Below are 25,148 nucleotides of genomic sequence, written 5' to 3'. Positions count from 1 at the left end.
TGGCTTTTGCCAGAAGTGCAACGGTTATGGCACCGCGCGGGGGGTCGCGGCGTTTGGCGGCTGTCTAGCAATGACCGATGCGCTGCGGGATTGGGCCGATTGTCTCAGCCTAGGGTGTGCGCGACCTCGTACATCACCGGCTCGAAGCTGCGGCACAGGGTGTTGATCTGGCGGTTGCGCTCGCGCATCTCGGGGGTGCGCAGCATGGCCTGGAAATCCTCGCGCCGTTGCCATTGGGAATAATTGGCGATCCGGGTCTGGGCGTCGTTCACATGCAGACCGGCGGCAACGAAGCCCGGCTGCTTCGAGATGAAATGGTCATAGGCGTCGCGCAGCGCGTCTATCAGGTCCTGGCAGGTGCCAGGGGTGACGTCAAAGGTTGTGATGACGGTCTGATGGCTGGCCGTTGTGGTGATCTGCATGTTGGCTCCTCCTCTTGGTCTCAGCCTAGCGCAGGGCGGCGCGGCGCGGACAGGGAAAATTGCTCCGGCCGGGAATTAAGTCCCTGTTAACCCTGTGCGCTTCAGCCTGAGCCCTCGGGAGAGGCTTGTCATGCGTATCATTACCCTTGCGGTCCTGCTGTGCGGGTTGCCCTGCGCCGCCGCGCTGGCCGGGGCCTGGCCGCGCGAGCCGGGAACGGGGTTTGTGTCGCTGGGCTACGAGATCACCACGCTGCAAGACGAACTCTCCGGCGCGGTGGCACCGCAATTCGACGGCTACGGCACGCTTTTTGCCGAATACGGGCTGACGCCGCGGATGACCATCGGGCTGGATCTGGGCGGCGATGAAACCGTTCTGACGCCCCAATTGCAGCGCCAGTACCTCCAGCAGACAGGCAGCGGACAGTTGTCGCCGCCCGAGCGGTCAGCGATCCCGCAGGTGCGTACATGGTCCGGCGTCGCCTTCCTGCGCTATGCGCTGTCGCCGCTGGACGCCACCCATCGCTTCGCCGCGCAACTGGGCGTCGGGCAGCGCCGCTATGCCACGCTGGGCCGCTATCTGGGCCAGATCGAGACCCGGACGGAAGCAATTCTGCGTCCTGCAATCGCCTATGGCCGGGGCTTCAGCTTTGGGGAGTATTCCGGCTGGCTGGCAGTCGATGCCTCGGTCGAGTTTCGGGAACAATCCTCGGGCACGGCGCAAAAGCTGGATGCCACCGTTGGCGTCAAGGGCGCGGGCAAGCTGACCTATATGCTGCAGCTTCAGGGCGGCGATTTTCCACAGGCCGAGCCCTATCTGAAGGTTCTGCCGGCGGTGGTTGTGGACCTGCCCGCCGGTCTGGCGCTGGAAACTGCGCTGATCTGGGGCGTGCGCGGCGACGACAGCGCGGGGGTGCGGATGGCCCTGTGGTGGAGCTTCTGACTGCCTGATTGGTGGCGCAAGGCGGGGTTGCGGCAAGGCACGGGGCCGCCCGCTGCCGAACGCTTCTTGCCAAACACACCCTACCGGCCATGATCGGTGGCATGCCCAAATCCTCTCCGATCCGACCCACCGACGATCAGGCCCGCACGCTGGCCCGGCGTCTGCTGGCCGAGATGCGCTTCGCCGCGCTGGCGGTGCTGCATCCCGGCACCGGCCTGCCCGAGGTCACGCGGGTGGCGCTGATCGCCGGGCCGGAGGGCGCGCCGCTGTCGCTGGTGTCCGACTTGTCGGCACATACCCGCGCCCTGCGGGTCAACCCGGCGGCCTCGCTGCTGGTGGGCGAACCGGGGGATCGCGGCGATCCGTTGACCCATCCGCGCATGACCCTGGCCTGCACGGCACACTTCATCGGTCATGGCGATCCAGAGCACGCCGATCTGCGCGCGCATTATCTGCGCGTTCTGCCCAAGGCAAAGCTGTATGTGGATTTCGCGGATTTCTCGTTCCTGCGGTTCAGCGTCACTGGCGCGGCCCTGAACGGCGGTTTCGGCAAGGCGTTTCACCTTGGCCCGCAGGATCTGGGTCTTTAAAGTCCCACGCCCTCGGTCAGGATCTGCACGCCGTTGATCCGCCATGCGCCCTGAAGCCGGATCATGCGATAGGCCAGAAAGTGCAATTGTCCGCCGCCGTCGCGGATCATCACGCGCTGGATGGCCTCGGGGCCGATCTCGGTCCGGTCCAGAAAGGTCACATCCGCCGGACGCCAGACCATCGGATAACCATCGCGCACCATCTGGCCAAAGCTTTCGGGGTTGCCGAACATGCGCTTGATCGCCGGGGCGGCATGGGTGAAGGCGCGGGCCATATCCTCGGCCTGAAAGGCGGCGATCTGGTCGCCGATCACGGTTTCGATGTCCTGCGCCGGCTGCGCCATCACCGGTGTCGCCGTCAGAAGTGCCAAAAGACTTGCCGTGCGCATGTTGGAACCCTCCGCGCCTTTTCCCAATGGTAAGGCGCGGAGGGGATCGGTCAATCGGTGGCGAGTTCCCCGGCCAGCGCGCGGTCAATCAGGGCCACGGTTTCCGGCACCCCGTATAGCGCGATGAAGCCGCCAAAGCGCGGGCCCTGGCTGGCGCCCAGAAGCACTTCGTAGATGGCCGAGAACCAGGCGCGCAGGGGATCGAACCCATGCGCCTTGCCGACGGCGAAGACCTCGGATTGCAGGGCTTCGGCCTCCACCTCGCCGTCCCAGCCGCGCAGGCGATCGGCCAGATCCTGCAGCGCCGCGCGTTCCTGATCGGTGGGCGCGCGATAGGTTTTTTCCGGCTGCACGAAGTTCTCGTAATAGCGCACGGCAAAGCCTGCGGCCGCATCCAGCCCCGGATGGGTCTCGGGCGAGGCATCGGGCGCGTATTTGCCGATGAAGCCCCACAGGGTGGCCTTGTCGTGGGCCGAGGCCGCCGAGGCAAGGTTCAGCAGCATCGAGAAGGTCACCACCATGTCCGACGCCGGCACGTCATGGCCATGGATGTGGAACACCGGGTTGTTCAGCTGTGCCTTCGGATCCTGCCCCGGATAGGCGCGCAACTGCTGGTGGTATTCGTCCACGGCCTTGGGAATCACGTCGAAGTACAACCGCTTGGCGGTCTTCGGCTTGAGGTACATGAAATACTGCAGGCTTTCGGGCGCGGCGTAGCTCAGCCAGTCTTCCATCGACAGGCCGTTGCCCTTTGACTTCGAGATCTTCTGCCCGTTCTCGTCGTTGAACAGCTCGTAAGACAGCGCCACCGGCGGGGCCTTGCCAAGCGCCCGGCAGATTTTCGTCGACTGGGTCACGGAATCGATCAGATCCTTGCCCGACATCTCGTAGTCGACGCCAAGCGCGGCCCACCGCAGCGCCCAATCGGGCTTCCACTGCATTTTCACATGGCCGCCGGTGACCGGGATCTCGACCTTCTCGCCGTCGGGTTCCTGATAGACGATAGTGCCCTTGGCAACATTGCGTTCCAGCGTCGGCACCTGCAGGACGTGGCCGGTCTTGGGGCTGATCGGCAGGAAGCAGGAATAGGTCGCGCGGCGGTCGGGGCCGAGGGTCGGCAACATGATCTCCTGGATCTTCTCGAAGCGGTCCAGCGCCACCAGCAGCATCTCGTCGAAGCGGCCCGAGGTGTAATACTCGGTCGCCGAGGCGAATTCATAGTCGAAGCCGAAGCTGTCGAGGAAGTCGCACAGGCGGGCGTTGTTGTGCTGGGCAAAACCCTCATGCGTGCCGAACGGGTCGCGCACGCGGGTCAGCGGCAGGTTCAGATCCTCGGCCAGCATGTCCTTGTTCGGGACGTTGCCGGGCACCTTGCGCAACCCGTCCATGTCGTCCGAGAAGCAGATCAGCCGGGTCGGGATATCGCTGATTTCCTGAAACGCCCGGCGCACCATGGTTGTGCGCGCCACCTCGCCGAAAGTGCCGATATGTGGCAGGCCCGAGGGGCCATAGCCGGTCTGGAACAGCACATAGCCCTTCTCGGGCGGCGCCTTCTCATAGCGCTTGAGAACACGGCGGGCTTCTTCGAACGGCCAGGCCTTCGAGGCCAGGGCTTCGTCTCGGACGGAGGTCATGTGCGGATATCCTGACAGATTTTGCGCCGGGCTTAGTGACAAGACCGCGTCAGGTCAACCGATCCCGCCCCGGTCGCGATGCGGTCTTGCCGGGGGCCGGTGTCGAAATACATGGCGTCACGGCGCCCGCCACGGTAACACAAGCGCCAGAACCACCTACAAGGACATTTGCCGTGTCGCAATCCGAACCGTCTCTCACACCGCAAGACAGCCTCGTCGCGCTGATGATCGCCGTATCTCTGTCGGATGCCAATATCCGCACCTCGGAACTGGTGAAGATTCAGTCGATGATCAATCACCTGCCTGTGTTCTCGGATTTCGGCGACGAACGCCTGCAAAGCCTCAGCCAGCTGGTGTTCGAACTGTTCGAGGCCGAAGAGGGGCTGGACGCGCTGTTCGGCCTGATCCGCGAAGCCCTGCCCGAACGTCTGAACGAAACCGCTTATGCGCTGGCCTGCGACGTGGCCGCCGCCGACGGGCATCTGAACGAGTCCGAGCTGCGGCTTCTGGAAGAAATCCGCTACGAGTTGAACATCGACCGCCTGCACGCCGCCGCCATCGAACGCGGTGCCCGCGCCCGCCACATGGTGGTCTGAGGCCCGGCGCGCCAAGCCCATCCGCTAGACCAGCGGCACCCCGGACCACAGGCGCACCAGATTGTACTGCATCCGGCGGGAGCGCCGGGTCCAGCTTCGGCTGCCGGCGGGATTTTCGCGATCCTCCGGTGCAATGGCCGAACGCCGCGCCATGTCGGCGGTCAGGATGGCAAAGACCATCCTCGGCCCGGTGCGGGGTGCGATATGGCCCGCAAGAGCGCTGACGAAATTCAGGGTGCCGGTCTTGGCCGACAGGGTGAGCGGCGTGTTGGTGCCATTGTCCTGCCGCAGGGCGATGTCCTTCAGGCTGGTTTTCAGCGCGCCTTCGCGGCCCTGCGCCAACAGGGCCGTACACAGATCGTTGGCCGTGGCGCGGGACTCGTCGCCCAACCCGGAATGATCCACGAACCGGCTTTGGGTCATCCCCAGGTGGGTCGCGGCCCAATGGGTCATGGCGGCGCCCGAACTGGGCAGATCGGGCAGTGGCGCGCCGTTCAGATGGGCGCTGGCTTCCAGACCCAGAACCTCGGCGGTCAGGTTGGTGGAATATTTCAACATGCCGCGCGCGATGTCGTACAGCGGCGCGCTGATCCGGCTGGCCAGCGTCTGGCCCATTGGCAGGATCGTGATGCGCTCGGCGGCGGGCAGGTCCAGACCTTCGGACCGCAGCAGGGTGCGAAACACATCCCCGGCATAAAGGCCGCTGTCACGGACAGGTAGCCAGCGTGCGCCGCCGGTGCCAAGAGCCGGGCGTGCCACCGACCAGTGCTCGTGCCCACTGTCGGCATCGGTGCGATGGGTGTAGACCGGCAGGCTGCGCGCGGCCAGATGCACGCGGGCATGACCGGTGCGCGGGCGCAGCGTGCCGACGCGGGCATCCATCGTCACCTCGTAATCCGCGCCTTGCTGGCGCCATTCGAAATGCACGCGGTTGTAGTTCAGGTTCAGCCCCGACACCGAGGGGTTGTAGCCCAGGTGATCGGGCTGATCCGGCGCGATCTCGGGGATCTGCGGCAGGGCAGCGGACCAGATCAGCAGGCGGCCCTTGACCTCGTGCAGCCCGATGGCCTTGAGATCGGCGGCCAGTTGCGCCAGCCCGACTGTGTCCAGTCCGGGATCGCCGCCGCCGGCCAGCACCAGATCGCCGTGCAGCACCCCGTCGCGCATCGGGCCGGTGCCCAGCACGCGGGTGGCAAAGCGATACCCCGGCCCCAGCGTGTCATAGGCATAGGCGGCGGTCACCGCCTTGGTGACGCTGGCCGGCGGCAGCAGCAGGTCGGGCTGGATCACAACCAGCGGCTGGCCTGTCTGGGCGTCGGCCATCACGCAGGCCACCTCGCCGCTCAACCCCACATCGGCGATCAGGGCGCGGGTCAGGGCCGCAAGGTCGCGCGGCGGTGGTGCAGCGGGGCGCGGTGTCGGGATCGGTGAGACCGGCACATTGGCCAGCGCCGGTTGCGCGGCCAGCCCGGCAAGGCCTGTCAGCACCGCGCGGCGGTTCAGAAGGATGTTGCGGCTCATCTTACCCAGTCTCCCCGCGCGCGAATGTCGGTTGAGGACAAGTTTACCTGCGGGCCGCGCAGATAGCACCATGCGGGGGGAATCGCCCCGCCCAGAAGCTGCGCCTCGGCCCGGCGCAGCCGGTCGTTCCGCATCAGCCGGGCCGCCCGCGCGGTGCGCGCCCACAGCGGATCCCCGGGCCGTGCGATCACGCCCACCGGCACCTGCGCGAAGATCGACGGCCAGCGTTCCCAGCGATGGATCTGGGCCAGGTTGTCCGCACCCATCAGCCATGTGAACCGTACGCCGGGATAAAGCCGGATCAGCGCCTCCAGCGTGGCGGCGGTGTGGCGTGTGCCCAGTCGCGCCTCGGCGTCGGTGACGGTGACGCGCGGGTGCTGCATCACCTCCCGCGCGGCCCTCAGGCGGCGGGCCAGCGGCGCGGGGCCTTCGGATTTCAACGGGTTGCCGGGCGAGACCAGCCACCAGACCCGGTCCAGCCCGAAGCTGCGCAGTGCGGCCCGGGTCAAATGCACGTGACCGTCGTGCGCCGGGTCGAAGGATCCGCCCAGAAGCCCGATCTTCTGTCCGGCCCGTGCCGCTGGAAAGCCTGCCTTCATGCCTGCGTCATGTTGCTGTCACCATATGGGGCCGCCCCGGCGAGCAGGGCCATGCCAAAGCTACATCATGAGCGCGGGCGAACTGCAAGCCGGGGCGGGCCGGTCCGGGGGCGGAGATTCCATTGGACAGCCGCGATGCGCAGCCGCCATGCTGACGGAATACGACCAACTGGGAGGATTGGACATGCGATACCTGAAATCCATTTCGGTACTGGCGCTGACGGTGGGACTGGCCACGCCGCTGGCGGCGCAACAGGCCGCCGACGCGATCACCACCGAAGGCACCAGCGAAGCCAAGGTCGCGGGCTGGGAAGCGGCGGGCCTGTCCCCGGCTGCCATGGACGCCCTGCACACCAAGGCCGAGGGCAAGCCGACGCAGGCCGCCGACTGGATGGTGGCCGCCGCCAACCCGCTGGCCGTGCAGGCCGGTGCTGCGGTGCTGGAAGAAGGCGGCACCGCCGCCGACGCCATGGTCGCGGTCCAGTCGGTTCTGGGGCTGGTCGAGCCGCAAAGCTCGGGTCTTGGCGGCGGCGCTTTCCTGGTCTGGTATGATGCCGACAGCGGCGAGGTAACCACGCTGGACGGCCGCGAAACCGCGCCGCTGGCCGCCACGCCGACCCTGTTCCAGACCATGGACGGCGAAACCATGGGGTTTTGGGATGCGGTCGTGGGCGGTCTGTCCGTCGGCACGCCGGGCACCCCCGCGCTGATGGCCGAGGCGCATCGCAAATGGGGCAGCGCCAACTGGGGCCGGCTGTTCGACGACGCCATCGCGCTGGCCGAAGGTGGCTTCCCGGTATCGCCGCGGCTGGCCACACTGATCGAAGGCGACGCCGAGAAACTGGGCCGGTTCCCGGCCACCTCCGCCTATTTCATGCCCGGCGGCACACCGCTGGCCGAAGGCACCATCCTGAAGAACCCGGCCTATGCCGAAACCCTGAGGGCCATCGCCGACAAGGGGGTCGGTGCCTTCTACACCGGCGAGATTGCCGAGGGTATCACTGCCGCCGTGCGCGGTGCCGAGGGCAATCCGGGGCTGTTGAGCATGGTCGACCTGGCGCTGTACCAGGTCAAGGAACGCCCGGCGGTCTGTGTCGACTATCGCGGCGCGGATGTCTGCGGCATGGGGCCGCCGTCGTCGGGGGCGCTGACCGTGGGCCAGATCCTGGGGATTCTGGCCAACTACGATCTGGCCAGCCTCGGCTTCGAGGATCCGCAGACCTGGCGGCTGATCGGCGATGCCTCGCGGCTCGCCTTCGCGGACCGGGGCCGCTACATGGCCGACAGCGACTATGTGCCGGTGCCGGTCGAGGGGCTGGTCGATCCGGCCTACCTGTCGCAGCGTGCCGCCCTTCTGGGCCGCAACACCGCGCTGGAAAGCGTCGAACCGGGCACGCCCGAGTTCGATCACGCGCTGATCTGGGCCGACAATCAGGACATCTCGCTGCCCTCGACCTCGCATATCTCGATCGTTGACAGCCATGGCAACGCCCTGTCCATGACCACCACCATCGAGAACGGCTTCGGGTCACGGGTGATGACGCCGGGCGGCTTCCTGCTGAACAACGAGTTGACGGATTTCAGCTTCTCCAGCCAGTCGGACGGGGTGGCCATCGCCAATGCCATCGCCCCGGGCAAGCGGCCGCGCAGCTCGATGGCGCCGACCATCGTCTTGCAGGACGGGGAACCGATCCTTGTGGTCGGATCGCCGGGCGGTTCGCGGATCATCGGCTATGTGGCGCAGACCATCATCGCCATGGCCGACTGGGGGCTGGACCCGCAGCAGGCGGTGACCATGCCGCATCTGGTCAACCGGTTCGGCACCTATGACCTTGAGGAAGGCACCGAGGTCGCCAACAGCGCCGAGGCGCTGCAGGAGCTCGGCTATGAGACCAATGTGCGCGACCTGACCTCGGGGCTGCACGCCATCGCGATCCGCGACGACGGGATCTGGGGCGGCGCCGACCCGCGCCGCGAAGGCATCGCTTTGGGCGAATAGCCCGCCGGTTCTCGGCAGCATCAGGCCCTCGCCGCAGTTGCGGCGGGGGCTTTCTTGCGAGGTCAGGATAACCGGAGGTCGAACCGGGGCGCGGTCGGGAATCGCCGACTGCTGCCGGCCTTCGCCCTGCGCCACAACATCTTCACTGAAGAAAACAACAGCTTTCCGACGGGAGATTTCACATGATCAGAACACCTGAAGCCGCCTTTGCCACCTTTGTTGCCGCCTGCTTCCTGACTGCCGGCCTGGCAATTTCCGGCACCGAACCGCGCGCCGCCGATGCGGCGATTGTCAGTGGTGAGGATCGGCGCGGGGCGCGGGTGACCCCAGTGGTAGATCTCGCGATGACAGTGCAACCGGCTACACAAGCCATGCGCCGGGGCGCGCGCGTGCTGGTAGCCTATGCATCGACCACCGCGCCACAGGCAGCGGATGCCCTGACCGGCACCCCTGTGCGCCACCGCCGGGGCGGCTGAACGGCGGGCGCTAACCATGGCGCCCGGCATTTCTTTGGCTGGCCCAAGGGGGCCGCTACGCTGGCGTTATGACCAGACGGAAAAAGCTGAAGGGGGCCAGGATGATCTCAGGAACGAGGCGATTTGCGGTGGCCATGTATTTCGGTGTCCTGTGCACGGCGGGCATGACCATCGCGGCGGTGCTGGCCCTTTAGCCAGACAGCGGGCGGTCTGCGCCAGCCGTCACTTTTCAAGCCCCTTCAGCTTTCCGACGACCGCGCCCAAAGGTTGATGTCTTCCTCGGACGACAGGCGGTCGATGGCCTCCAGCTCCTCCTTCGAGAATTCCAGGTTGCCGACGGCGCCGACGCAATCCACCACCTGTTCGGGGCGCGATGCGCCGATCAGTGCGGTGGTGATGCCGCCGTCGCGCAGCACCCAGGCCAGCGCCATTTGCGCCAGCGTCTGACCGCGCGCTTCCGCCAATTCGTTCAGCGCGCGGACCGAGGCCAGCGCGCTGTCGGTCAGCATCGTCGGCGCCAGCGACTTGCCCTGCGCCGCCCGGCTGCTTTCGGGCACCCCGTCGAGGTATTTCGACGTCAGGATGCCCTGCGCCAGCGGCGTGAAGGCGATGGAGCCGACCCCCAGGTCCGCCAGCGTGTCCTTCAGCCCGTCGCGTTCGACCCAGCGGTTCAGCATGTTGTAGGACGGCTGGTGGATCAGGCAGGGGGTGCCGAGGTCGTTCAGGATCGCCACGGCCTCGCGGGTGCGCTGCGCGTTGTAGGACGAGATCCCGACATAAAGCGCCCGGCCCGACCGCACGATGTGATCCAGCGCGCCCATGGTTTCCTCCAGCGGCGTGTCCGGGTCGAAGCGATGCGAGTAGAAGATGTCCACATAGTCCAGCCCGAGCCGTTTCAGCGACTGGTCGCAGGAGGAAATCAGGGTCTTGCGGCTGCCAAACTGACCGTAGGGACCGGGCCACATCGGATAGCCCGCCTTGGAACTGACGATCACCTCATCCCGGAACCCGGCGAAATCGGTGCGCAGGATCTCGCCAAAGGCTTCCTCGGCGCTGCCCGGCGGGGGGCCATAGTTGTTGGCCAGATCGAAATGGGTGATGCCGTGGTCAAAGGCGGTCCGGCAGATGTCGCGCTTTAACTGGTGCGGCCGGTCGTGGCCAAAGTTGTGCCACAGCCCCAGCGAAATCGCGGGCAGTTGCAGCCCGGAGCGGCCGCAATGGCGGTAGACCATGGTGTCGTAGCGATTGGCGGCGGGAATATATGTCATCGGGTCACCTTCTGTTGCCACGAACAAAAGCCGCCCCGACCGGCGAAGTCAAACCGGTTGCTAGAGGCCGGTCTCCAGCAGATGCACGTCAAGCACCTCGATCCGCTGGCGCCCGGTGGTCAGAACCCCGGCCCTGGCCAGCCGGGACAGCGCGCGGCTGATCGCTTCGCGGTTGGCGCCGATGCAATTGGCGATGGTCAGGTGACTGGGCGCGGGATCCAGCACCGCCCCGTTGTGCAGGCTTCCCTGCTGGATCAGACAGCGCACAAGAAAATGCCGTACCCGCGTTTCCACGTCGTGAAAGGCAAATTCGAACAGTCGGTCCGACATGTCGCGCATCCGCCCGGCCAGCGCGATCGTCACCTCGCGCATCGCCACCGGATGGGCGCGCAGCCAGCGGTCGAATTCTTCGGTCGGGATGCGGCCGAGGTCGCAATTGGTCTCACACCGCACCGACCGCACGCGCGAACCACCATCAAGCACCGAAAGCTCGCCGAACACGTCGCCGGGTTCCAGACGATCCAGAATGATCTCGCGGCCCTGCCGGGACGCGACAAAGGCCGTGAGTTTCCCCTTGAACACGAAGTACAGGTAATCTGGCCGCTCGCCCCGGTTTGTCATCACGGTGCCGGCCCTGGTGGACATCCGGGCCAGACGTGCGACGAAGGCACGTGCGTCCTGGGGCGCCAGATTCTTCAGCAATGAAAATTCGACAAACACTCTAAGGTCCTGAAACAATTAAGGGTTGTGACCTATGTCACATTGGTGAAATGGCCCCGTTGCATATCGCCTAGGGCAATCCGACCGGCCAAGCTACTCCCTATAAATAGTGAGGTGCCGCAGGGGCGACGCGCCGTACACCGGGCGCCGGGGATCTGTCATGTCAGGAAACCCTTGTGAAAAAGGGCATCCGGATATGTGCCGTTGCGGCAGGAGTCGCGGGTTTGTTGTTCCCGTCAGGAAAGGTGCAACGGGCAGGGACGGGCGATTTTTTCGGTTGGCCGTTGCATTGCCCAAGCGCTCGCCTCTAAAACGGCGCGATCTTCAGCAAGTCAGGGCAGGGCAATGGCAGCTTATCAGTACGTGTACCACATGGACGGCGTTTCCAAGACCTATCCGGGTGGCAAGAAGTGTTTCGAGAACATCCGCCTGAGCTTCCTGCCCGGCGTCAAGATCGGCGTGGTCGGGGTCAACGGCTCGGGCAAGTCGACGTTGATGCGGATCATGGCCGGGCTCGACAAGGATTTCTCGGGCGAGGCCTGGGCCGCCGAGGGCGCCAAGGTCGGCTACCTGCCGCAGGAGCCGGAACTGGATCCGGCCCTGAACGTGCGCGAAAACGTCATGCTGGGCGTCGCCGACAAGAAGGCGATCCTGGATCGCTACAACGACCTGGCGATGAACTACAGCGACGAAACCGCCGACGAAATGGCCAGGCTGCAGGATGAGATCGACGCCCAGAACCTGTGGGATCTGGACGCGCAGATCGACATCTCGATGGAAGCCTTGCGCTGCCCCCCGGACGAGGCCGATGTAACCACCCTGTCGGGCGGCGAAAACCGCCGGGTTGCCCTGTGCAAGCTGCTGCTGGAAGCCCCCGACATGCTGCTGCTGGACGAACCGACCAACCACCTGGATGCGGAAACCATCGCCTGGCTGCAACAACATCTGATCGACTACAAGGGCACCATCCTGATCGTCACCCACGACCGCTATTTCCTGGATGACATCACCGGCTGGATCCTGGAGCTGGATCGCGGCCGCGGCATTCCCTACGAGGGCAATTATTCCGCCTGGCTGGAACAGAAAGCCAAGCGCCTGAGCCAGGAAGCGCGCGAGGACAAGTCGCGCCAGAAGACGCTGGAGCGCGAGCTGGAATGGATGCGGCAGGGGACCAAGGCCCGGCAGGCCAAGCAGAAGGCGCGGATCAACGCCTACAACGATCTGGCCAACCAGTCCGAGCGCGAGAAGATCTCACGCGCCCAGATCGTCATTCCCAACGGCCCGCGTCTGGGCGGCAAGGTGATCGAAGTCGAGAATCTGACCAAGGCCTATGGCGACAAGTTGCTGATCGAGGATCTGTCCTTCGCACTGCCGCCGGGCGGCATCGTCGGCGTCATCGGTCCCAACGGCGCCGGCAAATCGACCCTGTTCAAGATGCTGACCGGGCAGGAACAGCCCGATGGCGGCACGATCAGCTTTGGCGACACGGTGGACCTGTCCTACGTCGACCAGTCGCGCGACGATCTGGACGACAAGGCGACGGTCTGGCACGCGATTTCCGACGGGCTGGACGTGGTCAAGCTGGGCGATGCCGAGATGAACTCCCGCGCCTATTGCTCGGCCTTCAACTTCAAGGGCGGTGACCAGCAAAAGACCCTGAACCTGCTGTCGGGCGGCGAGCGTAACCGCGTCCACATGGCCCGGCTGCTGAAAGCGGGTGGCAACGTGCTGCTGCTCGATGAGCCGACCAACGATCTGGACGTGGAAACCCTGCGGGCGCTGGAAGACGCGCTGGTGGATTTCGCCGGCTGCGCCGTGGTGATCTCGCACGACCGCTTCTTCCTTGACCGCATCTGCACCCACATCCTGGCCTTCGAGGGCGAGGCGCATGTGGAGTGGTTCGAGGGAAACTTCGAGGATTACGAGGAAGACAAGAAGCGCCGCCTGGGACCGGACGCGCTGGAGCCGAAGCGGGTGAAATACAAGAAGTTCACGCGGTAGAGGCGGGCGCGCCCGCAATGCGGGTAGTCAGTTCTTTACGTAGAGGAAGGTGTGGTAAACTTCCCGTGAGTCGCGAATGTTTCGCGGCTGTTTTGGAGGAGTAAACTGATGAAAAAACGTCTTGCCACCGCGGCATTGATTGCATTTGCCATGCCAGCCTTCGCCCAGGATTCGAGTATCGACACGCCGGGCATCGACAGCGGCACGACCCTTGGGGAGGTCACAAAAGATAGCATCCAGTCCAGTGGCGGCCGTGCCCATGGCGCCCATGCTGCCAACCCGCCGGACATCAACGGCGACGATCCCGGGCGGGAAGGTCTTGCCAATATCGGCGATGACCTTTCCGATACGATCAACGCCATTAAATAACATGCACGCGCCGTACCCCCTGTGCGGCGCGTCGCCGACCGGACGCTCGGACCCCGGTGACGACGCGGATTCAACGCGTAGCGGCCAGACCCTGTCGCGGCTGCCGGTGAGCACGCCCCCCGCAGGTTCGGTGCCGCGAGATGGACGTGGCTGACCCCGAATCCCTTGATTTTTGTGCGGCAAGCTGTCATACGGTTTGCGCTACGCTATCCAATCTCGACCCCTGTCTTCCTACACGGCTGATCAGTTCTTCGATTCGGACAGACCACGCCAAGCCATCGCCTACTGCGGATGGCATCTAAGTTAGGAGACCACGGAAATGGCCAATGGCACCGTGAAATGGTTCAACACCACCAAAGGTTACGGCTTCATCGCACCCGAGAGCGGCGGACGCGACGTGTTCGTTCACATCTCTGCTGTCGAGCGTTCGGGTCTGACCGGCCTCGCCGACAACCAGAAAGTGACCTTCGACCTGGAATCGGGTCGTGATGGCCGCGAAAGCGCCGTCAATCTCGCACTGGCCTGAGGCCTGCGCGGCCGGGGATTTCCCTGCCACCAGTTGAACAGACAAGGGGTCGGCGACGGAAACGTTGCCGATCTTTTTTTGGCCGCGACGAGGGCTTCGGACCTGCGGAATCGCCGCTGACACCGCCAGAAAATCCGTCCGATTGCCGTGCCAGCGATACACTGTGACGCCCCCGCAGCGATCACGTTTGGGTAACAGACTGTTAAAACACGTGAATCCGATTGTTAGGGAGTCTGTGTCAAGGTTATCCACAGGCACCGGCGCTTTCCGACCCGATGTGCAAACTGCCCCGGCACATGGTGTGCCTTTCTGACGGGTTCGGCCGGTGCTCTGTGAAAGGAGCAACCGATGACCAGTGCGACCCCCGATCCCAAGCCTCAGCCCGCCCCCGCGCATCCTCCGTCCGAGCGGCCTGAAAGTCCGGTGACCTTCAAGGACTGGGCTGACATCTGACGCGCGCGCCGTCCGGTTCAGTCTTCGGGCGGCACCTCGCGCGGGCGTTTCTCGTCGTTGATCGCGACGAAGGTAAAGGTGGCTTCCGTGACCTTCTCGCGCGCGCCGTGTCGGCCGCGCAGCACCCAGGCCTCCAGCCCGATGGCGAGCGAGGTCCGGCCAACCCGCGTGACCTCGGCGTAGATGCACAGCACGTCGCCGACGCCGACCGGGCGGATGAACTTCATCGCGTCGATGGCCACCGTGGCGACCCGCCCCTTGGCGCGTTGACCGGCAACGATGCCGGCCGCGATATCCATCTGGCTGAGAACCCAGCCACCGAAGATGTCACCATTCACGTTCACATCCGCCGGCATCGCCAGCGTCCGCAGGGTCAGGGCGCCGCTGGGGCCATCCTGTTCGGTGTTCATGTCATCTCCTCCGTTTCGGATCGCGCCCACGGTATGGGTTGCCAAGTGCCAGGCAATTTGCCGAGTATGACGCAGGTGTCATCGACACTGTGAAGCAGTTTCGAGGCAAGTTGAATGCGCAAACCACCTGCCGGACCGCAAGACAGCAAGACCCCCGTGCCGCATGCCACGACCACCGGCATGACCGGGCAGGGGTTTTACGATGCAAACTCGGCGCCGCAGTGGCGTGCGATCGAAGCGGTCCTGCCGTGGATCGATGAGGCCGTGGCCGACATGCCGGTGCCGTCCGGTGTGGCCTCGCTTGCCGATTTCGGCTGTTCCGAAGGGCGCAACTCCATCGCCGTGATGCAACGGGCGGTGTCGGCCTGTCGCGCCAGAACAGGCGGGCCGATTCAGACCCTGCATTGCGACCTGCCCACGAATGACTTCTCGAAGCTTTTCTTGGGATTGCGGCCCGAAGGCCGCTCGGTCTTCGGCGACGATGCGGTGTTTTCCGCCGCTGTCGGTGGGTCGATGTTCGATCAGCTTTTGCCGCCACGGTCCGTCAGTCTGGCGACCACCTTCAATGCCATCGGATTTCTGTCAACCAAACCTGTCCCGGCCCTGCCGGGATACCTGCTGCCCAACGGGCCGAGTCGGCGCGGGGGCAACGGACATGTCTCGGATGCGGATCGGGCGGTTTTCGCCCGGCAAGCAAAGGACGATGTCGCGGCGTTTCTGAAGGCCCGCGCGGCAGAGCTTGTGTCGGGCGGCAAGCTCTTGGTGCAGGTCTTTGGCTGTACCGACGAGGCCCGGACCTGCGACGGCATCTACGATGTCCTGAACGATGCGGTGCTGGACCATGTGGCCAGTGGCGAGATCACGCAGCAGACCTATGAGGCCTACTATCAGCCGGTCTATTTCCGGCAGTTGCAGGAATTGGTCGCGCCGGTGCAGGACAGCGCCTTTGGGGTTTCGGACCTGTACAGGCTGGACCGCGCGGAAGCCTATGAAGTTTCAGTACCGTTCAACGATGCCTTCGCGCAGACCGGTGACCTTGAGGTCTATGCACGCGACTATGTCAATTTCTTCCGGGCCTTTACCGAGGCGGTTCTGGTGCAGGCCCTGCCAATGACCGACGGGCGCGCCGCCCTGGTTGACCGGATCTACGACAGGGCGCGGGACCGGCTGATTGCCAACAAGGATCAATATCCCTTCCGCTATGCCGCGATGGCGATGCTTTTGACCCGGACAGCGTGACGGCGGTGGCTCTGAAGTGACGTCGTCCCAGGCCATGCCCCTAGCCCCAAAGCGCCGGATCGGAGGGGTGCACGCCGCGTTCGTCATAGGCCAGCGGATACATCCGGTCCTCGCCCAGCAGCAGCGGCCCGTCCAGATCGGTGATCAGTGCGCCTTGTGCCACCAGCGTCGCGGGCGCCATCGCGAGCGAGGAGCCGACCATGCAGCCGACCATGACGCGATAGCCCTCGGTCCGTGCTGCATCGCGCAGGGCCAGCGCCTCGGTCAGCCCGCCGGTCTTGTCCAGCTTGATGTTCACCACGTCGTATTTGCCCTTCAGGCCGGGCAATGAGGCCCGGTCGTGGCAACTTTCGTCGGCGCAGACCGGCACCGGGCGGTCCATCCCCAGAAGCGCGTCATCCGCCCCGGCGGGCAGGGGCTGTTCTACCAGATCGACCCCCAGCCGCAGCAGATGCGGGGCCAGATCGGCGTAGACCTCGGCGGACCAGCCTTCGTTGGCATCGACGATGATCCGCGACTTGGGCGCGCCCGAGCGCACCGCTTCCAGCCGGGGCATGTCGTCGGGCGTGCCCAGCTTGATCTTCAGCAGCGGGCGATGCTTGTGCCGCGCGGCCGAGGCTTTCATCTCGGCCGGGGTGTCCAGCGACAGGGTGAAGGCGGTGATCTCGGGGCCGGGTTCGGGCAGGCCGGCCAATTGCCAGACCCGCTGACCGCTGCGCTTGGCTTCCAGATCCCACAGGGCGCAATCCACGGCGTTGCGCGCCGCACCCGCGGGCAGCAGGGATTGCAGCTCGGCGCGGGTGAACGTCGCCGGCAACCCCTTGATCTGCGCCTTCACCGACCCCCGGCTTTCGCCGTAGCGGGCATAGGGCACGCATTCCCCGTGCCCCGCGTGGTCGCCGTCGCGCAGGGTGACGGTGATGACCTCGGCCTCGGTGCGCGAGCCGCGCGAGATGGTGAAGACCTCGGCCAGCTGAAACGTGTCGTAGTGAACCGAGATGTCCATCAGATCCCTTCCAAAGCGTCGACCAACCGTGCCGCACCTTGCCGGAACGGGTCCACCGTGGGCAAGCCCATGCGCGCCTCGACCTCGGCCATATGTGCCAGTGCGTTGGCTTCGGACAGATGCTGCGTGTTGATCGAGATGCCGACCACCTTGCAGGCCGGATTCGCCACGCGTGCCAGCCCCAGCGCGGTGTCGCGCAGGGTCTCCAGCGACGGCGCGGTATAGTCGGGCAGGCCGCGCATGTGGGGCCGGGTGGGTTCGTCGCACAGGATCAGCGCGTCGGGCTGGCCGCCGTGGATCAGCGCCATCGTCACCCCGGAATACGAGACATGGAACAGGCTGCCCTGCCCCTCGATCAGATCCCAGTGGTCGGGGTCGTTGTCGGGCGTCAGATGCTCGATGGAGCCTGCCATGAAATCGGCCACCACCGCATCCAGCGGCACACCGTCGCCGGTGATCAGGATGCCGGTCTGGCCGGTGGCGCGGAAACTGGCGTTCAGGTTGCGCTGGCGCATCTCGGCTTCCATCGCCAGCGCGGTGTACATCTTGCCGACCGAGCAATCGGTACCGACCGCCAGACAGCGCTTGCCGCTGCGCTTGACGCCATTGGCGATGGGATAGTCGATCCCGGGCACCCGCACGTCATGCAGGGCGGTGCCGTGGGTCTGGGCCGCGCGCACCAGATCGGGATAGGCGTTCAGCCGGGTGTGCAGGCCGCTGGCCAGATCGAAGCCCGCCGCGATGGCCTCCAGCAGCGCGGCCCGCCAGCTTTCGCCAATGATGCCGCCCCGGTTGGCGACGCCGATGACCACGGTTTCGACCCCCTTGGCGCGGGCGTCTTCAAGGGTCAGGTCCGGCAGGCCCAGATCGGCCTTGCAGCCGGGCAGGCGGTACTGGCCGATGGCGAATTCGGAACGCCAGTCCTTGATGCCCTGTGCAACCTTCGCGGCCAGCCCGTCGGGCGCGTCGCCCAGAAACAGCAGGTATGGCGTCTTGATCATTGTGGTGCTCCCGTTCAGCAATTCGGTTCTGCCTAGCCGATGCGGTCGCGGTGTTTTTCCGAAATTTGCAGGGGCAGCACAGATAGATTTCGGAAAATTTCCTGAAATACAGGAAAATTCCGACAATCCTCCTGATGATTACAAATTGAGCGGTTTGTGATCCGACAATGCGGGGATGGAGATTCGTAAAATGCTGCGCCCGCAAATCAAGGATTGAAGAAGGGCGCGCAATATCCTAACAAGCAGGCAGCATCACCCGCAATTTCCTTGCCAAGAGGTCCGCTCATGAGTTTCCGTCTTCAGCCCCAGCCCGTCGCGCGCCCCAACCGGTGCCAGTTGTTCGGCCCGGCGTCGAACCCCAAGTTGTTCGCCAAGATGGCGGCCAGTGCGGCGGATGTGATCAACGTCGATCTTGAGGATTCGGTGGCGCCCTCCGACAAGGACATGGCCCGCGCGCAGGCGATCGAGGCGATCGGGGCCGTGGACTGGAACACCAAGACCCTGAGCGTGCGGATCAACGGGCTGGACACCCCGTACTGGTACCGCGACGTGGTCGATCTTCTGGAACAGGCCGACGAACGGCTGGACCAGATCATGATCCCCAAGGTCGGCTGTGCCGAGGATATCTATGCCGTGGACGCGCTGGTCACCGCCATCGAAGCCGCCAAGGGCCGCAAGAAGAAGATCAACTTCGAGGTGATCATCGAAAGTGCCGCCGGCATCGCGCATGTGGAAGCCATCGCCGCCGCCTCGCCCCGCCTTGTGGCGATGAGCCTGGGGGCCGCCGATTTCGCGGCCTCGATGGGGATGCAGACCACCGGTATCGGCGGCACGCAGGAAAACTATTACATGCTGCGCGAGGGCGTGAAACATTGGTCCGACCCGTGGCACTGGGCCCAGACCGCCATCGTCGCCGCCTGCCGCACCCATGGCCTGTTGCCGGTCGATGGCCCGTTCGGTGATTTCTCGGATGACGAGGGCTATCGCGCGCAGGCGTTGCGCTCGGCGACGCTGGGCATGGTCGGCAAATGGGCCATCCATCCCAAGCAGATCGCGCTGGCGAATGAGGTTTTCACTCCCTCCGAGGCCGCCGTCACCGAAGCGCGCGAGATCCTCGCCGCGATGGAACAGGCCAAGGCCAACGGCGAAGGCGCCACGGTCTACAAGGGGCGTCTGGTGGACATCGCCTCGATCAAGCAGGCCGAGGTCATCGTCCGCCAGTCGGAAATGATCGCCGCGGCCTGACCCCGGCCCTTGCGGGTGGCGCGCTGGCGCCGCCCGGTCAGCTCAGCCGCCCGGTGCGGAACCCCAGCGCGTCGGCCAGAACCTCGTCCATCAGCAGCGTGTTGATCATGTGCTTGGCCACCTTGCCGGGGGTGGTCTTGCCCGAATGCGAGTTCAGGAAATAGACGTGCCCGCGCTTCTTGTCGTATTTTCGCGCCACGGCCGAGCAATCGAGGCTGAACACCCAGTCGGCCACCCGTGACATGGCGCGCGGTCCGGCGGTGCCCAGCCGACGGGGCAGGGCGTTGGGCTGGTGGTTGACCAGCGCGCTGGCTTTCAGGGCCAGATCGCTGTCGGCGTAATACACCACCACGTTGCGCGAAGCCTGGGCGATGATTTCGCCCTCCTGCCCGAACTCCAGATCCTGGCAGGGGATGTCGGCGGCGGTCAGGAAGGTGTGCTGGAAGACTTCCGGCACGGCGCCCACCAGAAACGCCTCTTTCCAGAACAGCAGGGTTTCGCGCAAAACCCGGTTGCCCATGGAATGGGCGCAGACACTGAATTTCTTCTCGAACTCGGCGGGATCACCGGACATGGCGATCAGCTTGGCCAGAACCCGCGCGAAGGCGCCGCCGCTGAGCTGCGCCGAATGGCGGTCATCGACATAGTCGTTCAGGATCAGCAGGGCGCTGTCGTCATCGGTGGGCCAGAGGAACGGCAGCACCAGCACCTTGTCCTTTTCCTTGCGGTCGCAGAACTCCTGCAACTGCGCGGCCCGGTTCAGCGCCGCCTTTGGGCTGGTGTTGAAGCCGTGGATGAAGAACAGGATATGGTCGGCCTTGGCATCCTTCAGGGCCTGGAACAGGGCGGCCGAGCCGATTTCGACGGTGGCGCCGCTGGCCTCGCGCCGGCAGAAGAAGGTGGCGTTGCAGACGGCATTGTTGGCCGGGCTGAACGTGCAGTTTCGCCCCAGCGTGGTTTTCAAACCCTCGTCCGGCACCCGGTTTGTCACGAACAGCATTGCGGCCTCCCCCGTTACTCTCGGGGAAGGCTAACCTTTGGTCAACCATCTGGCTACCAAGGAAATCTAGTCCTGCGGGTAGAGGCCTTCGTAGATCGGGCCAAGCGTGCCGGTCTCGAACAGCGACGACACCGAGGTGCCGCTCCAGATATTCAGGATCGCCTGTGCGAAGATCGGCGCGGTGGGCACGATGCGGATATTCGGCGCGGCCTTGACCTCGGCCGTGGGTTCGATGGTGTCGGTGATGACAAGGCTTTTCATGACCGACTTGGTGATCCGTTCGACCGCCGGGCCGGACAGCACGCCGTGGGTGATATAGGAATGCACCTCGGTGGCACCCGCATCCATCAGCACGCCCGCGGCCTTGCACAGGGTGCCGGCGGTGTCGCACAGGTCATCCACGATGATGCATTTCTTGCCGCTGACATCGCCGATCACCGTCATCTCGGCCACTTCGCCGGGCTTTTCGCGGCGCTTGTCCACGATCGACAGGGGGCAGCCGATCCGCTGCGCCAACTCGCGGGCGCGGGCCACGCCGCCGACGTCGGGCGACACGATCATCACGTCGTCCAGCCCGCCTTCGAACTGGTGCTTGATGTCCAGCGCGAAGACCGGCGAGGCATACAGGTTGTCCACCGGCACATCGAAGAAGCCCTGGATCTGCGCGGCGTGCAGGTCCATCGTCAGAACCCGCTCGATGCCCGCCTCTTCCAGAAGGTTGGCCACCAGCTTGGCCGAGATTGGCGTGCGCGCCTTGGTGCGCCGGTCCTGCCGGGCGTATCCGAAATAGGGGATCACCGCCGTGATCCGCCCCGCCGACGACCGCTTCAGCGCGTCGGCCATGATCATCAGTTCCATCAGGTTGTCATTCGCCGGGTTCGAGGTCGGCTGGATGATGAACATATCCTCGCCGCGGACGTTCTCGTAGACCTCGACGAAGATCTCGGCATCGTTGAACCGCTCGACGCGGGTGTTGATCAGGTTGATGTTCATCCCCCGGTGCATGGAGATCCGCCGGGCGATGGCCGTGGCGAGCGATTTGTTGGCATTGCCCGAGATGAGCTTCGGCTCCACGAGAGAGGGCATGGCAGCGTCCTTGAGCGGGGAGGGTTACGGGTTCGCCGGTCGCTTAGCACCAGTACGGCCCGAAACCAACACTTCTGTGATCTTTTCATGAACCGGGTGCCGAATTTGCGCTGCAATGCAGCAACATCTGGCGCTCTGCGGCGAAACACCCCGTCCCGAGTCAGTGACAGGGCGCCGCATAGGCGCCTATAAGCCGCGCAAAACCCCGCAAAGATGGATTTGATGACATGACGATCAAGGTCTTCGGCCATATGGCCCCCGATACCGACTCCACCGGCGCCCCGCTGATCTGGGCCTGGTACCTGTCCGAAATCAAGGGCACCCCCGCCGAAGCCAAGCTGCTGGGCGAGCCCAACACCGAAGCCGCCTTCGTGCTGGAACGCTGGAGCCTCGACAAGCCCGAGATCATCGCCGATGTGGCCGCAGGCGACAAGGTTGTGATCGTCGACACCAACAACCCCGCCGAACTGCCCGCCGGGATCGGCGGCGCCGACATTCTGGAAATCATCGACCATCACAAGCTGGTCGGCGGTCTGGAAACCAGTGGCCCGATCAACATCACCGTGCGCCCCGTAGCCTGCACCGTGACCATCATGCATGACCTGATGGGCGACGCCGCCGCCAAGATGCCGGAAAACATCAAGGGCGCGATGCTGTCGTGCATCCTGTCCGACACGCTGGAATTCCGCTCGCCCACGACCACCGATACCGACAAGGCGCTGGCGCAATCGCTGGCCACCGATCTGGGCGTCGACATCTCGGCCTATTCGGCGGAAATGTTCGCCGCCAAGTCCGACGTCTCGGCCTTCTCGGATGCCGAGCTGATCCGCATGGACAGCAAGAAGTACGAGGTCGGCGGCACCAACTTCCGGGTTTCGGTTCTGGAAACTACCGCACCCGAGATCCCGCTGGGCCGCAAGGCCAGCCTGATCGCCTCGATGCCCGAGGTGGCCAAGGAAGACGGCGTGGACGAGGTCCTGCTGTTTGTCGTGGACATCATCAAGGAAGAAGCCACCCTGCTGGTGCCCAATGACACCGTGAAGGCCGTGGCCGAGAAAAGCTTCGGCGCCACCGTGTCGGGGGACAGCGTGGTTCTGCCCGGCATCATGAGCCGCAAGAAGCAGATCATTCCGAACCTGGCCCTGTAAGCCCGCATCGGAACACCGGATGGGGCGCCTGCGGGCGCCCTTTTTCATCCGCCGGGCCGCAGGGCAGCCCGCACTGGTCAGACCCGCCCGGACATGACACAAGACCGGCGTGCCGTTTCGTTGCCCGCGTCTGTCAGGAGACCCCATGACTGAAATCATCCGCACGCTTGCCGAGGTCCAGGACCGTTACGATGCCGTCCTCTGCGATCTTTGGGGCTGTCTGCACAATGGGGTCGAGGTGTTTCCCGAAGCGGTGGCCGCGTTGCAGGGCTTTCGGGCCAAGGGCGGCAAGGTCCTCCTGCTGACCAACGCGCCGCGCCCCAAGCCGCTGGTCGAGGCGCAACTGGATGGGCTGGGCGCGCCGCGCGACTGCTGGGACGACGTGGTGACCTCGGGCGACAGCGCCCAGGCGGCGATGATGCGCGGGATCATCGGCAAGAAGGTCTATCACATGGGGCCCGAGCGCGACCTGACCTTCTTTACCGAACTGCCCGAGGATCTGGAGTCCACCGTGGACCTGGTGCCGCTGGACGAGGCCGAGGGCATCGCCTGCACCGGGCTGGTGGATGATGCCGCTGAAACCCCCGAGGATTACCGCGCGCAACTTCTGCTGGCCAAGACCAAGGGGCTGAAGCTGCTGTGTGCCAACCCGGACGTGGTGGTCGACAAGGGCCATACCCGCCTTTACTGCGCCGGGGCGCTGGCCGAGCTTTACACCGAGATGGGCGGCCAGAGCCTGTATTTCGGCAAGCCGCATCCGCCGATCTACGATCTGGCGCGGCGGCGGCTGGCGCAGCTGGATCGCGTCCCCGACGACCGCGTTCTGGTCATCGGCGATGGACCGAACACCGATGTGGCCGGGGGCATGGCCGAGGATTTCGACGTGCTTTTCGTCACCGGCGGTCTGGCCGCCGAGCAGACCGGCACCAACGGCCAGCCTGACCCGGAGCGTCTTTCCGCGTATCTGGACGAGATCCGGACCTCGCCCGCCTATGCCATCGGGATGCTGCGGTGACGCGACGCGTTGCTGGCATCGGGCAGGGGTCTAAGCCAGACTGACGATCGAAAAGGAGGATCTCGCATGCGCGACGACGAAATTGGTACAATCCATATCGAAGATCTGGAAGTGGGCATGTCCCGCAGCCTGACCAAGGTCATCGGCGACGCCGAGGTCCGGTCATTCGCCGAGGTCAGCGAAGACCGCAACCCGATCCACCTGGACGAGGACGCGGGGCAGGCCTCCATGTTCGGCGGTCGCATCGCGCACGGGATGCTGGTCGGTAGCCTGTTCTCGGCCCTGCTGGGAGAGCGCATTCCCGGCCATGGCACCATTTACATGGGCCAAAGCCTGAAGTTCCGCGCCCCGGTCATGCTCGGCGCCGAGGTGACCGCCACCGTCACCGTGCGCGAGATCAACCGCGAGAAACGGCGCGTGACCTTCGATTGTGTCGCCGAAGCCGGCGGCAAGACCGTGATCCAGGGCGAGGCGCTGGTTCTGGCGCCGTCGCGCGGCTGATCCACGGACACCCGGATGCGCCTTCACCGCTCTTACTCTGGACTGGGCGATGCCGACCGCGGGGCCAGTGCCGCGATCGGCAATTTCGATGGCGTGCATCTGGGCCACAGGGCGGTGATGGAACTTGCGCGGCAGGCCGGTGATGCCATCGGCGCGCCGCTGGGCGTGCTGACGTTTGAGCCCCACCCGCGCGAGTTCTTCGCCCCCGACGCCCCGCCCTTCCGCCTGATGACCGCCGCCGCCAGGGCGCACCGGTTGCAGAAGATCGGCGTCCGGCACCTGTATCAGATCGGCTTCGATGCGAAGCTGGCGTCGCTTTCGGCGCGGGATTTCGCGCATCGTGTGGTGGCGGACGGGCTGGGTCTGCGGCATGTGGTGGTGGGGGCGGATTTCCGCTTCGGCCAGGGCCGGTCCGGGACGGCCAAAGATCTGGTGGCGCTGGGGCGTGAGTTCGGGTTCGGCGTTACCGTCGCCGAACTGATGCAGTTCGAGGCCGCCGGGGTGCCGGTGTCCTCGACCGCGATCCGCGCCGCCCTGTCCGAAGGCCGCCCGCGCGATGCCAAGGCGATGCTGGGCCATTGGCACCGCATCGACGGCCCGGTGCTGCACGGCGAAAAGCGCGGCCGCAACCTGGGCTATCCGACCGCGAACATGTCCATCGACGGGCTGCACCCGCCGAAATACGGCGTCTACGCGGTGCAGGTGGAGGTTCTGGAGGGTCCCCATGCGGGCCGCTACGGCGGCGTTGCCTCGATGGGGGTGCGACCGATGTTCGGCGAAAACCGCGCCAATCTGGAAACCCATCTGTTCGATTTCGCGGGCGATCTCTATGGCGCCGAACTGTCGGTGGCGCTGGTGGACTATCTGCGCCCCGAGCGGAGGTTCGACGGGCTTGAGGCTCTGGTCGCGCAGATGGGCGCCGACAGCGCCCGCGCCCGCAGCATCCTGGCCACCTGGGGATGATGGCTTTCCTTTCCCGGCTGGGGGGCTAGGG

General features: G+C 65.2%; 26 protein-coding genes. 14 read left to right on the top strand and 12 right to left on the bottom strand.

Annotated features, from left to right (window positions below):
• Nucleotides 1–104: 104 nt before the first annotated feature.
• Nucleotides 105–422 (bottom strand): antibiotic biosynthesis monooxygenase family protein, encoded by a 318-nt coding sequence (locus AB0T83_RS04510; RefSeq protein ID WP_366191852.1) that lies wholly within the window; start codon nucleotides 420–422, stop codon nucleotides 105–107.
• A gap of 130 nt (nucleotides 423–552) precedes the next feature.
• On the opposite strand from AB0T83_RS04510, the gene AB0T83_RS04505 reads away from it, so the two are divergent.
• Nucleotides 553–1,362 carry a hypothetical protein gene (locus AB0T83_RS04505; RefSeq protein WP_366191851.1) on the top strand — a complete coding sequence of 270 codons (810 nt, stop codon included), beginning with the start codon at nucleotides 553–555 and terminating at the stop codon, nucleotides 1,360–1,362.
• Between the two features lie 101 nt (nucleotides 1,363–1,463).
• On the top strand, nucleotides 1,464–1,952 hold the full coding sequence (locus AB0T83_RS04500; RefSeq protein WP_366191850.1) for a HugZ family pyridoxamine 5'-phosphate oxidase: 489 nt from the start codon (nucleotides 1,464–1,466) through the stop codon (nucleotides 1,950–1,952).
• On the opposite strand, the gene AB0T83_RS04495 is transcribed toward AB0T83_RS04500, so the two are convergent.
• Together AB0T83_RS04495 and AB0T83_RS04490 are read right to left on the bottom strand one after the other, a co-directional pair.
• A complete protein-coding gene (locus AB0T83_RS04495) occupies nucleotides 1,949–2,341 on the bottom strand; it encodes a DUF4864 domain-containing protein (protein ID WP_366191849.1) in 393 nt (130 codons plus the stop codon). The genes AB0T83_RS04500 and AB0T83_RS04495 overlap by 4 nt on opposite strands.
• Before the next feature lie 50 nt (nucleotides 2,342–2,391).
• Complete coding sequence (locus AB0T83_RS04490; RefSeq protein WP_366191848.1) at nucleotides 2,392–3,975, bottom strand: lysine--tRNA ligase; 1,584 nt, start codon at nucleotides 3,973–3,975, stop codon at nucleotides 2,392–2,394.
• 173 nt (nucleotides 3,976–4,148) lie between these two features.
• Here AB0T83_RS04490 and AB0T83_RS04485 point away from each other — a divergent pair, with 173 nt between their 5' ends.
• A complete protein-coding gene (locus AB0T83_RS04485; protein ID WP_366191847.1) occupies nucleotides 4,149–4,571 on the top strand; it encodes a tellurite resistance TerB family protein in 423 nt (140 codons plus the stop codon).
• Between the two features lie 24 nt (nucleotides 4,572–4,595).
• Here the strand turns inward: AB0T83_RS04485 and dacB are convergent, their stop codons facing one another.
• Both dacB and AB0T83_RS04475 read right to left on the bottom strand, forming a co-directional pair.
• A complete protein-coding gene (dacB, locus tag AB0T83_RS04480) occupies nucleotides 4,596–6,092 on the bottom strand; it encodes a D-alanyl-D-alanine carboxypeptidase/D-alanyl-D-alanine endopeptidase (protein ID WP_366191846.1) in 1,497 nt (498 codons plus the stop codon).
• Nucleotides 6,089–6,691, bottom strand: a complete 603-nt coding sequence (locus AB0T83_RS04475; protein ID WP_366191845.1) for a nicotinate-nucleotide adenylyltransferase — start codon at nucleotides 6,689–6,691, stop codon at nucleotides 6,089–6,091. The genes dacB and AB0T83_RS04475 overlap by 4 nt, the downstream gene beginning before the upstream one ends.
• 184 nt (nucleotides 6,692–6,875) lie before the next feature.
• On the opposite strand from AB0T83_RS04475, the gene ggt reads away from it, so the two are divergent.
• Together ggt and AB0T83_RS04465 are read left to right on the top strand one after the other, a co-directional pair.
• Nucleotides 6,876–8,690, top strand: coding sequence for a gamma-glutamyltransferase (gene ggt / locus AB0T83_RS04470; protein ID WP_366191917.1), 1,815 nt, complete (start codon nucleotides 6,876–6,878; stop codon nucleotides 8,688–8,690).
• Nucleotides 8,691–8,872: 182 nt separating this feature from the next.
• Entirely contained in the window at nucleotides 8,873–9,166 is a 294-nt protein-coding gene (locus AB0T83_RS04465; protein WP_366191844.1) for a hypothetical protein, read from the top strand.
• 239 nt (nucleotides 9,167–9,405) lie between these two features.
• Here AB0T83_RS04465 and mgrA read toward each other — a convergent pair whose 3' ends face one another.
• Nucleotides 9,406–10,434, bottom strand: coding sequence for an L-glyceraldehyde 3-phosphate reductase (gene mgrA, locus AB0T83_RS04460; RefSeq protein WP_366191843.1), 1,029 nt, complete (start codon nucleotides 10,432–10,434; stop codon nucleotides 9,406–9,408).
• 60 nt (nucleotides 10,435–10,494) lie between these two features.
• Complete coding sequence (locus AB0T83_RS04455) at nucleotides 10,495–11,136, bottom strand: Crp/Fnr family transcriptional regulator (RefSeq protein ID WP_366191842.1); 642 nt, start codon at nucleotides 11,134–11,136, stop codon at nucleotides 10,495–10,497.
• 363 nt (nucleotides 11,137–11,499) lie between these two features.
• Between AB0T83_RS04455 and ettA the strand changes: the two genes are divergently transcribed.
• From ettA to AB0T83_RS04440, 3 genes are all read left to right on the top strand, one after another.
• Nucleotides 11,500–13,155 (top strand): energy-dependent translational throttle protein EttA, encoded by a 1,656-nt coding sequence (gene ettA, locus AB0T83_RS04450; protein WP_366191841.1) that lies wholly within the window; start codon nucleotides 11,500–11,502, stop codon nucleotides 13,153–13,155.
• A 108-nt stretch (nucleotides 13,156–13,263) separates the two neighbouring features.
• On the top strand, nucleotides 13,264–13,524 hold the full coding sequence (locus AB0T83_RS04445) for a hypothetical protein (RefSeq protein WP_366191840.1): 261 nt from the start codon (nucleotides 13,264–13,266) through the stop codon (nucleotides 13,522–13,524).
• Between the two features lie 319 nt (nucleotides 13,525–13,843).
• The gene (locus tag AB0T83_RS04440; protein WP_193140301.1) at nucleotides 13,844–14,050 is read left to right on the top strand and encodes a cold-shock protein; all 207 of its coding nucleotides are present in this window, start codon (nucleotides 13,844–13,846) and stop codon (nucleotides 14,048–14,050) included.
• A gap of 470 nt (nucleotides 14,051–14,520) precedes the next feature.
• On the opposite strand, the gene AB0T83_RS04435 is transcribed toward AB0T83_RS04440, so the two are convergent.
• A complete protein-coding gene (locus AB0T83_RS04435) occupies nucleotides 14,521–14,913 on the bottom strand; it encodes an acyl-CoA thioesterase (RefSeq protein WP_366191839.1) in 393 nt (130 codons plus the stop codon).
• Nucleotides 14,914–15,027: 114 nt separating this feature from the next.
• Between AB0T83_RS04435 and AB0T83_RS04430 the strand changes: the two genes are divergently transcribed.
• Nucleotides 15,028–16,152: a class I SAM-dependent methyltransferase gene (locus AB0T83_RS04430; RefSeq protein WP_366191838.1), complete on the top strand. Its 1,125-nt coding sequence runs from the start codon at nucleotides 15,028–15,030 to the stop codon at nucleotides 16,150–16,152.
• 40 nt (nucleotides 16,153–16,192) lie between these two features.
• Here AB0T83_RS04430 and dgcA read toward each other — a convergent pair whose 3' ends face one another.
• Complete coding sequence (dgcA, locus tag AB0T83_RS04425; protein WP_366191837.1) at nucleotides 16,193–17,158, bottom strand: N-acetyl-D-Glu racemase DgcA; 966 nt, start codon at nucleotides 17,156–17,158, stop codon at nucleotides 16,193–16,195.
• Nucleotides 17,158–18,159 (bottom strand): N-acetyltransferase DgcN, encoded by a 1,002-nt coding sequence (dgcN, locus tag AB0T83_RS04420; RefSeq protein ID WP_366191836.1) that lies wholly within the window; start codon nucleotides 18,157–18,159, stop codon nucleotides 17,158–17,160. The genes dgcA and dgcN overlap by 1 nt, the downstream gene beginning before the upstream one ends.
• Nucleotides 18,160–18,444: 285 nt before the next feature.
• Here dgcN and AB0T83_RS04415 point away from each other — a divergent pair, with 285 nt between their 5' ends.
• The gene (locus AB0T83_RS04415; protein WP_366191835.1) at nucleotides 18,445–19,404 is read left to right on the top strand and encodes an L-malyl-CoA/beta-methylmalyl-CoA lyase; all 960 of its coding nucleotides are present in this window, start codon (nucleotides 18,445–18,447) and stop codon (nucleotides 19,402–19,404) included.
• 37 nt (nucleotides 19,405–19,441) lie between these two features.
• Here AB0T83_RS04415 and AB0T83_RS04410 read toward each other — a convergent pair whose 3' ends face one another.
• Entirely contained in the window at nucleotides 19,442–20,404 is a 963-nt protein-coding gene (locus AB0T83_RS04410; protein WP_366191834.1) for an alpha/beta hydrolase, read from the bottom strand.
• Between the two features lie 66 nt (nucleotides 20,405–20,470).
• Nucleotides 20,471–21,490: a ribose-phosphate pyrophosphokinase gene (locus tag AB0T83_RS04405; RefSeq protein WP_366191833.1), complete on the bottom strand. Its 1,020-nt coding sequence runs from the start codon at nucleotides 21,488–21,490 to the stop codon at nucleotides 20,471–20,473.
• A 227-nt stretch (nucleotides 21,491–21,717) separates the two neighbouring features.
• Here AB0T83_RS04405 and AB0T83_RS04400 point away from each other — a divergent pair, with 227 nt between their 5' ends.
• The 4 genes from AB0T83_RS04400 (at nucleotide 21,718) to AB0T83_RS04385 (ending at nucleotide 25,117) form a co-directional block, all read left to right on the top strand.
• Nucleotides 21,718–22,638 carry a manganese-dependent inorganic pyrophosphatase gene (locus tag AB0T83_RS04400; RefSeq protein WP_366191832.1) on the top strand — a complete coding sequence of 307 codons (921 nt, stop codon included), beginning with the start codon at nucleotides 21,718–21,720 and terminating at the stop codon, nucleotides 22,636–22,638.
• 145 nt (nucleotides 22,639–22,783) lie between these two features.
• The gene (locus AB0T83_RS04395; RefSeq protein WP_366191831.1) at nucleotides 22,784–23,653 is read left to right on the top strand and encodes a TIGR01459 family HAD-type hydrolase; all 870 of its coding nucleotides are present in this window, start codon (nucleotides 22,784–22,786) and stop codon (nucleotides 23,651–23,653) included.
• Between the two features lie 66 nt (nucleotides 23,654–23,719).
• A complete protein-coding gene (locus AB0T83_RS04390; RefSeq protein ID WP_366191830.1) occupies nucleotides 23,720–24,154 on the top strand; it encodes a MaoC family dehydratase in 435 nt (144 codons plus the stop codon).
• Between the two features lie 15 nt (nucleotides 24,155–24,169).
• A complete protein-coding gene (locus tag AB0T83_RS04385; protein ID WP_366191829.1) occupies nucleotides 24,170–25,117 on the top strand; it encodes a bifunctional riboflavin kinase/FAD synthetase in 948 nt (315 codons plus the stop codon).
• Nucleotides 25,118–25,148 lie beyond the last annotated feature (31 nt).

Source organism: Meridianimarinicoccus marinus (assembly GCF_040689105.1).
GTDB lineage: Bacteria > Pseudomonadota > Alphaproteobacteria > Rhodobacterales > Rhodobacteraceae > Meridianimarinicoccus > Meridianimarinicoccus marinus.
This window is presented reverse-complemented; position numbering and strand designations above follow the sequence as displayed.